6 protein-coding genes and 1 pseudogene are annotated in these 7,593 nt (G+C 31.3%); 2 read left to right on the top strand and 5 right to left on the bottom strand.

Translation table 11 applies throughout. From position 1 onward, the window contains the following. Window positions 1-443 (top strand): annotated as a pseudogene (locus tag RMN92_RS10200) (TonB-dependent receptor); the annotation flags it as partial. Window positions 444-503: 60 nt separating this feature from the next. Then, window positions 504-1,223 carry a hypothetical protein gene (locus RMN92_RS10195; RefSeq protein ID WP_309609345.1) on the top strand — a complete coding sequence of 240 codons (720 nt, stop codon included), beginning with the start codon at window positions 504-506 and terminating at the stop codon, window positions 1,221-1,223. An 8-nt stretch (window positions 1,224-1,231) separates the two neighbouring features. Here RMN92_RS10195 and RMN92_RS10190 read toward each other — a convergent pair whose 3' ends face one another. The 5 genes from RMN92_RS10190 to RMN92_RS10170 form a co-directional block, all read right to left on the bottom strand. After that, the gene (locus RMN92_RS10190) at window positions 1,232-3,076 is read right to left on the bottom strand and encodes an ABC transporter ATP-binding protein (RefSeq protein ID WP_309609344.1); all 1,845 of its coding nucleotides are present in this window, start codon (window positions 3,074-3,076) and stop codon (window positions 1,232-1,234) included. Continuing rightward, window positions 3,077-4,111: a PDDEXK nuclease domain-containing protein gene (locus RMN92_RS10185; RefSeq protein WP_309609343.1), complete on the bottom strand. Its 1,035-nt coding sequence runs from the start codon at window positions 4,109-4,111 to the stop codon at window positions 3,077-3,079. Window positions 4,112-4,117: 6 nt separating this feature from the next. After that, window positions 4,118-5,845 carry a phospho-sugar mutase gene (locus tag RMN92_RS10180; RefSeq protein WP_309609342.1) on the bottom strand — a complete coding sequence of 576 codons (1,728 nt, stop codon included), beginning with the start codon at window positions 5,843-5,845 and terminating at the stop codon, window positions 4,118-4,120. 142 nt (window positions 5,846-5,987) lie between these two features. Then, a complete protein-coding gene (locus RMN92_RS10175; RefSeq protein WP_309609341.1) occupies window positions 5,988-6,944 on the bottom strand; it encodes a glycosyltransferase family 2 protein in 957 nt (318 codons plus the stop codon). Further along, on the bottom strand, window positions 6,945-7,478 hold the full coding sequence (locus RMN92_RS10170) for a DUF4199 family protein (RefSeq protein ID WP_309609340.1): 534 nt from the start codon (window positions 7,476-7,478) through the stop codon (window positions 6,945-6,947). It abuts the gene before it with no gap. Between the last annotated feature and the right edge of the window lie 115 nt (window positions 7,479-7,593).

Raw genomic sequence — 7,593 nt, 5'->3', positions numbered from 1 at the left:
AAACCGAAGAAAATATTGATAATAAAGGATACATTTCAAGACCAACAGACCAAAGACTGAAATTTGGTATACTTTTTCAAGATTATGTGCCCAATATTCCAACTTTCAAAATGTATTTAAATTTGGTTTACAATACAGGTTTGCTAGGTGGTTCACCATCTTATGCAAATCCCTACGATTACCAATTGCGTCTCAGAGATTACAGAAGAGCAGATTTGGGTTTTTCGTATGTTTTCACTGATAGAGCACGAGCTAAAGAAGAAGGAAACTGGTTAAAAAAATTCAAAGATTTGTCACTCGGGCTCGAAATATTTAATTTATTCAACAATCAAAATACCATAACCAATACTTGGGTTCGAGACGTGTACACTAAAACTCAGTACGGAGTTCCAAATTATCTAACCAATCGAGTTTTTAGTTTAAAATTGAATGTGAAATTATAAATTATAAATGTTATATTTGATTAGAATCTGTTATTACAATATTGTCAATATTATTTATATATGAAAAAATTTGCCATACTATCAATTATTGCTGCGACTATTTTACTGGGAAGTTGTAAAGATGAAACCGAGAAACCAAAGGTTATTTATGAAGATGCAAAAAATTCGGTGAAAGCAATTGTAAAAGACACCACGCAAATAAAAATAGCCGATTTGCCAATATATATGGAAGGAAGCAACTATCTGATACATCCTATTGGCGATTACAGAATTTACGATAAAAGTTCAAAATGGAGCTATGGCGCTACATCCGGCGAAGGAAGTTTTACAATATCTAATACAAGCGAATTTGAAATTACAGGTTTTTTAAGCGATTTGAAGTTCCAAGCTATAGGATCAGATTCTTTAAAATCGTTAACTGATAAGCCAATTTTAATTCAAAGAGCGACTTATTTAAAAGCTAAATTTGACAATTCTAAACAAAAATTTATGATTTATGTATTGTCCGATTCCGATACAAATAAGGATGGAAAATTAGATTCAAACGATATTCAGACATTATATATTAGTCAATTAACTGGCGAAAGATTTACAAAGTTGTCTGTTGCATTTCAAGAATTGTTGGACTGGAATTTTATCGAAGTTCAAAATCGTTTGTATTTCAGAACTATTGAAGACATCAATAAAAACGGCGAATTTAACAAATCTGATAAAATTCATTACCAATTTGTAAATTTATCAAATAATGATTGGAAGGTGGAAAGTTATGAGCCGATATAAATCGTAATTTACTCAAAACTTTGCATAGTCACCAAATTTGAATAAGTACCATTTAAAGCCAAAAGTTCTAAGTGTGTTCCTTTTTCTACAATTTCGCCATGTTTCATGACAATAATCTGATCCGCTTTTTGAATGGTTGACAATCTATGTGCTATAACTATGGAAGTTCTGTTTTGCATCATGTTTTCTAAAGCAATTTGAACGAATTTTTCACTTTCTGTATCCAAAGCTGAGGTAGCTTCGTCCAAAATCATAATGGGTGGATTTTTTAGAACAGCTCGCGCAATTGACAACCGTTGTTTTTGACCACCTGAAAGCTTGTTTCCAGAATCGCCAATATTGGTTTCTATTCCAAGTGGTAAATTCATTACAAAATCAAATGCATTTGCAATTTTTAATGCTTCCAAAACTTCATCGTCAGTGGCATCTTCTTTTCCTAAAAGAATATTATTTTTTATAGTATCATTAAATAGAATAGAATCCTGTGTGACCAATCCCATTAAAGATCGTAGCGATTCCAAATTAATATCTTTTATATCTACACCATCAATAGCAATTGTACCTTCATTAACATCATAAAAACGAGTCAGCAAATTGGCAATAGTACTTTTTCCTGAACCCGATTGTCCAACCAAGGCAATTGTTTTTCCTTTCGGAACTTCAAGACTGAAATTTTTTAGTACATTTTCGTTTTCATAACGGAAGTTGATATTTTTTAATATTACTTTATCTTCAAAAGTAGTTTTCTGAATGGCATTTACTTTAGAAGTAATTGGGTTTTCATGTTCTAAAATAACCAGTACACGTTCAGCGGCAGCCATCCCACTTTTCACAGAATAGGAAGCTCTCGAAATGGCTTTTGCAGGAGTCAAAATATTATAGGCCAAACCCATGTAAGCCAAAAACTGCGCACCTTCCAGAACTGCTTTTCCATTGGCCAATTTTTCTACCAGAACCATATTTCCGCCGTACCAAAGTAAAATGGCAATGACCACAATTCCCATAACTTCACTTAAGGGCGAAGCTAAATTATTTTTCTTTCCAATACTATTGGACAATGCAACCAATCTGTTTATAGAATCGGCGAATTTTTTGCCAAAAATACGCTCGGCATTATAACTTTTTACGACTTTCATTCCGCCCAAAGTTTCTTCAAGAATCGAAATAAAATAACCAGATTCTACTTGCGCTTCCACAGCTTTTCCTTTCAAATTTTTCCCTAATAAAGAGATAACATAACCAGAAATTGGTATAAATATAAATACAAATACTGTCAGTTTTGCACTTATAATAAACATGGAAATAATCGTAAAAAGTATAGTTAATGGTTCTCGAACTATCAATTCCAAAACTACAAAAAATGAATTTTGAAATTCTCCCACATCGCCCAACATTCTGGCCATGACATCGCCTTTTCGTTTTTCTGAATAAAAACCTATTGGAAGCGAAATAATCTTATTAAATAATTGAATTCGCATATCTTTCAACACACCATTCCGAAGATGCATCAAATGATAGGATGCCAAATAATTAAAAATATTTTTTAACAAAAAAGTAATTATTATCAGAACAACAGCTAGTAATAATGCATATTCTGGACCTTCGGTATCTGTTAGTTTCGTAATTGAATAATATAAATAGTCTTTTCCAAACGATGAAATTTTCCAAATACTTTCAAAAACTGGTTTTTTAGTAACTTTTTCAGCATTGTTAAAAAGCACTTGCATCATGGGAATTAGAGCCACAAACGATAGTGTACTAAATATAGCGTATAATATATTGTAAATGATATTCCAAACCACATTGTGCTTGTAAGGTTTTACAAAAGGAATAATTTTTTTTATGTTCTCCATTTAATGTTGTCTTATTTTTCCTAGTTCGATTGCTTTTTGTAGTTTCTCCAGCAGTACTTTTTTCTCAGGTAATTGTGTTAAATATTCTGCCACCTTGATATTTTCATCATTGTCCAGCATAAGATAATTAATTTGTTCTGGCGATTTTTCGCTGCACAAAATTAATCCAATTGGTTTGTTCTCGCCTTCTTTTTGCTCATTATGTTCCAGCCAGCGTAAATATAATTCCATCTGACCTTTGTAGGCAGCTTTAAACTTACCTATTTTTAAATCAATTGCAACCAGACATTTTAATCCGCGATGGTAAAAAAGCAAATCAATGTAAAAATCTTCATTATCAATAATTATTCTCTTTTGTCTTGCTAAAAAAGCAAACTCACTTCCCATTTCGGAAATAAAAAATTGTAGTTGAAATATTATTGAACTTTCTAAATCTTTTTCTGAATACGTGTCATGTAATCCTAAAAAGTCTGAAAAATAAGGATCACGAAATATTAAATCTGGACTTATTTTTTTTTCAGATTCTAATATTTTTAAATCATTTATAATAGTTTCCTCTGGCTTTTTGCTGATGGCTGTTCGTTCAAAAAGCATACTATCAATTCTGTCTTGTAAAGTACGCACGCTCCATCTTTCATGTGTAGCCATTTGAATATAAAATTCTCGTTTTATATCGTTTTCAATGTAAATAATATTTCTAATATGTGACCAACTTAATTTTGCACACACTGTGTGCAAAATTGTAATATCTTCAAAAACGGTATTTAACTTAATAAAATTCTGCAAATTTCTTTTATTAAAACCTGAGCCATAAAGATGTGTAAGCTTATCGCTTAATTCTGGGATAATTTTTTTTCCATAATCTGCACGACTATTTTTTAAAATATCATCATTAATTGTTTTTCCAATGTTCCAATATAATAGTGTCAATTCCTGATTGATGCTTGTGGCAACGCGATGACGAGTTTGATTTATTAATTCTGAAATAGAATCAAACAAATTTTTATTGTCATTTTTGTCGGGTTTATTACTCATTAAAATTTAATTCAACTGCATTTCAGCAATAATATTTTTTATTTTAGTATCTAAATATTCGTCGGCTTCTGCAAATTCAATTGTATTTTCTATTTTGCAATTTACGCTAAAGTAAAACTTTATTTTTGGTTCAGTACCACTTGGTCGAGCGCAAATTTTGCTTCCATCTTCCAAATAGTAAATCAATACATTCGATTGGGGTATGTTTAACATTTCAATTTCATTTGTTAATAAGTTTTTCGCTGTAGAATTTTGATAATCTTCAATAAAAACTACGCGTTCATCATTAATTTCAGATAAAGGTTTTTCTCTTAAATCAACCATCATCTGCTTAATTTGGCTGGCGCCATCAATTCCTTTTTTTGTAATCGAAATTAAATGTTCTTTATAAAAACCGAAATCTACATACATTTGAAGCAATTCTTGATACATAGAACTTCCTTTTTCTTTGGCTTGAGCCGCAATCTCGCAAACCAAAAGTGTGGCAGCTACCGCATCTTTGTCACGAACAGCATCTCCCACCATAAACCCAAAACTTTCTTCGCCGCCACCTATAAATTTTTGGTTTGGAAAATCTTTAATAAACTTGGCAATCCATTTAAAACCTGTCAAACCCACTTTGCATTCCACCCCAAAAGCCGATGCCAATTCCAGCATCATTGGTGTTGAAACTATTGTCGAACCTATAAATTCTGTACCAGTTATTTTATTTTGTTTTTTCCATTGTTGTAGCAAAAAATGAGTCATTATAACCATACTTTGGTTTCCGTTTAGCAAAATCATTTTACCTTCGGTATTTCTCACGGCAACGCCCAAACGGTCAGAATCAGGATCGGTACCAACCACAATATCTGCATTTGTTTTTTCTGCCAAAGCCAAAGCTAAAGTCAAAGCTTCTGGTTCTTCGGGATTTGGAGATTTTACCGTTGGAAAATTTCCATCTGGTTGCGCTTGTTCCGCAACAATATTAACATTTTTGTAGCCTGCTTTCTCCAAAACTTGGGGAATTGATTTAATTGAAGTACCGTGCAAGGATGTATAAACAATTTTCAAATCGTTTTTAGCAGAAGCCGATGTATTAAAACTTGCATTTTCAATAGACGATTTTATAAAAGCATCATCAACATCCTTATCAATATACTCAATCAGATTTTCATTGGCTTCAAATTTAATTTCGTCATAATTCAAAGCTTCAATTAACTGAATAATTTCGTGGTCTTGCGGCGGAACCAATTGTCCACCATCTTGCCAATATACTTTGTAACCATTGTATTCAGGCGGATTGTGCGATGCTGTTAATACAATTCCAGCATGGCAATTTAAATATTTCACAGTAAATGACAATTCTGGCGTGGTTCGCATTTCAGAAAATAAGAAAACCTTGATTCCGTTTGCCGAAAAAACATCAGCCACTATTTTTGCCAAAGTATCGCTATTATGGCGACAATCGTAGGCAATAGCCACTTTAATTTGCTCATTTGGAAACGATTTATGCAAATAATCCGATAATCCTTGTGTATTTTTCCCCAAGGTGTATTTGTTGATTCTATTGGTTCCAACGCCCATTATACCACGCATTCCACCAGTTCCAAATTCCAAATTTTTATAAAAACTATCTTCTAGTTCTTTTGGCGAGGTAGTCATCATTTCTTTTATGGCTTCCTGCGTATGATTGTCAAAAGTGGGAGTCAACCAAATATTCACCGCATCCAATATATTTTGTTCTATATGCATTTTATTTTTTTTTGAGCTATTTCCAGCTTTCCGTTTCAATCTGTCATTGCGAGGCACGAAGCAATCTAATCAGAATTTTTCATTCGCAATTACAGGATTTCCACTTCAATCTGGGCTAGTAGCTGAATAAAGAATTATTTTTTTATAAATTTATCTCTTTCGAAACTTTATATCTTTCCTCATTATTTTTTGTTCTCAAAATGATTTCTCCCAAAAAACCAGCCAAAAATAATTGTGTCCCAATAATCATAGTAGTTAAAGCAATAAAAAACCACGGATTATTCGTAACTAGATTATAAGGCAAGTCATGATACAATCGGTATAATTTTACAAACCCAATGTATACAGCTGATAGAAAACCAATTAAAAACATAATTGTTCCCAAAGCACCAAAAAGATGCATCGGTCTTTTTCCAAATTTAGATAAAAACCAAATCGTAATTAAATCTAAAAATCCATTTACAAAACGACTCATCCCAAATTTTGATTCGCCATATTTTCGAGCTTGATGGATAACTACTTTTTCGCCGATATTTGAAAAGCCGGCATTTTTGGCTAAAACTGGAATATAACGGTGCATTTCGCCCGAAACTTCAATATTTTTTATAACAATTTTTTTATAGGCTTTCAATCCACAATTAAAATCATTCAAATGCACGCCAGATGTTTTTCTAGCCGCAGCATTAAACAATTTTGAAGGTAAATTTTTGGTGAAAGCATTATCGTATCTTTTCTTTTTCCAACCGGAGACCAAATCATAATTATCATTTATAATCATATTATAAAGTTCAGGAATTTCATCTGGACTATCTTGCAAATCTGCATCCATAGTAATAATTACATCGCCTTCAGCTTTGGCAAAACCAGCATGCAAAGCTTGTGATTTTCCGTAATTTTTGAAGAAACGAATGCCTTTTACACTTGAATTTTGTTGAGATAAATTTTCTATAGTTTCCCAAGAATTGTCCGTACTTCCATCGTCAATAAAAATAACTTCATAAGAAAAATTATTTTCTTGCATCACTCTGGCAATCCATGAAGTCAATTCTGGTAGCGATTCTTGTTCGTTTAATAATGGAATGATGATTGAAATATTCATTTATAATGGAACTTTTTGATTTCTAAAAATTAATGCTACGATTAACCCAATTAATGAATCTCGTAATAAATATTTTACTGTCGAATTAAATCCTTGAATAAACGAAAATGGATTAAAACTTATAAAAGATTCCCGTACTTTTGCTATTTCAATATCGGATGAATTGTTTTGTTTCATTGTTTTTATTTGAAATTCAACCATGCTTTTTTTAATATTTTCTCTTTTTACATCAGACGAAAATGAATTAAATAATACAAAGAAAAACAGAAACGACAATATACTTGAAACAAAATTAACTATAAAATAACTAGTAAAAGCGTCCTTAAAACCAATAAGATTATTCATTTTATGTTTTACAATCAATAATGCTATTATGCCGAATAGAATGGAAATGAAAATCTTAAGCATTCCGATTTTTAAATCTGTGAAAGCATTTGGATCTTGAGAAAAAAATAAATAACACGTTATTAGTATATGAATAAGTCCTAAAATAAGTCCTATAAAAAAACCATTTCTTTTAATAATGGAATTCATTTGATGATTTTTAATTGTTTACAAATATATGAATTATACATTATTTATAATAAGTAACTTTAAACGAAAAAAAGTTACACAAGCATTTGATTTAAAATAAATAGTTGTACATTTG

The organism is Flavobacterium sp. (genome assembly GCF_031363805.1).
Classification (GTDB): domain Bacteria; phylum Bacteroidota; class Bacteroidia; order Flavobacteriales; family Flavobacteriaceae; genus Flavobacterium.
This window is presented reverse-complemented; position numbering and strand designations above follow the sequence as displayed.

What these genes read in the sequence shown, in the direction of transcription:
- RMN92_RS10190 (WP_309609344.1), bottom strand. Translation starts at nt 3,076, where the DNA reads ATGGAGAACATAAAAAAAATTATTCCTTTTGTAAAACCTTACAAGCAC.
- RMN92_RS10185 (WP_309609343.1), bottom strand. Translation starts at nt 4,111, where the DNA reads ATGAGTAATAAACCCGACAAAAATGACAATAAAAATTTGTTTGATTCT.
- RMN92_RS10170 (WP_309609340.1), bottom strand. Translation starts at nt 7,478, where the DNA reads ATGAATTCCATTATTAAAAGAAATGGTTTTTTTATAGGACTTATTTTA.
- RMN92_RS10195 (WP_309609345.1), top strand. Translation starts at nt 504, where the DNA reads ATGAAAAAATTTGCCATACTATCAATTATTGCTGCGACTATTTTACTG.
- RMN92_RS10175 (WP_309609341.1), bottom strand. Translation starts at nt 6,944, where the DNA reads ATGAATATTTCAATCATCATTCCATTATTAAACGAACAAGAATCGCTA.
- RMN92_RS10180 (WP_309609342.1), bottom strand. Translation starts at nt 5,845, where the DNA reads ATGCATATAGAACAAAATATATTGGATGCGGTGAATATTTGGTTGACT.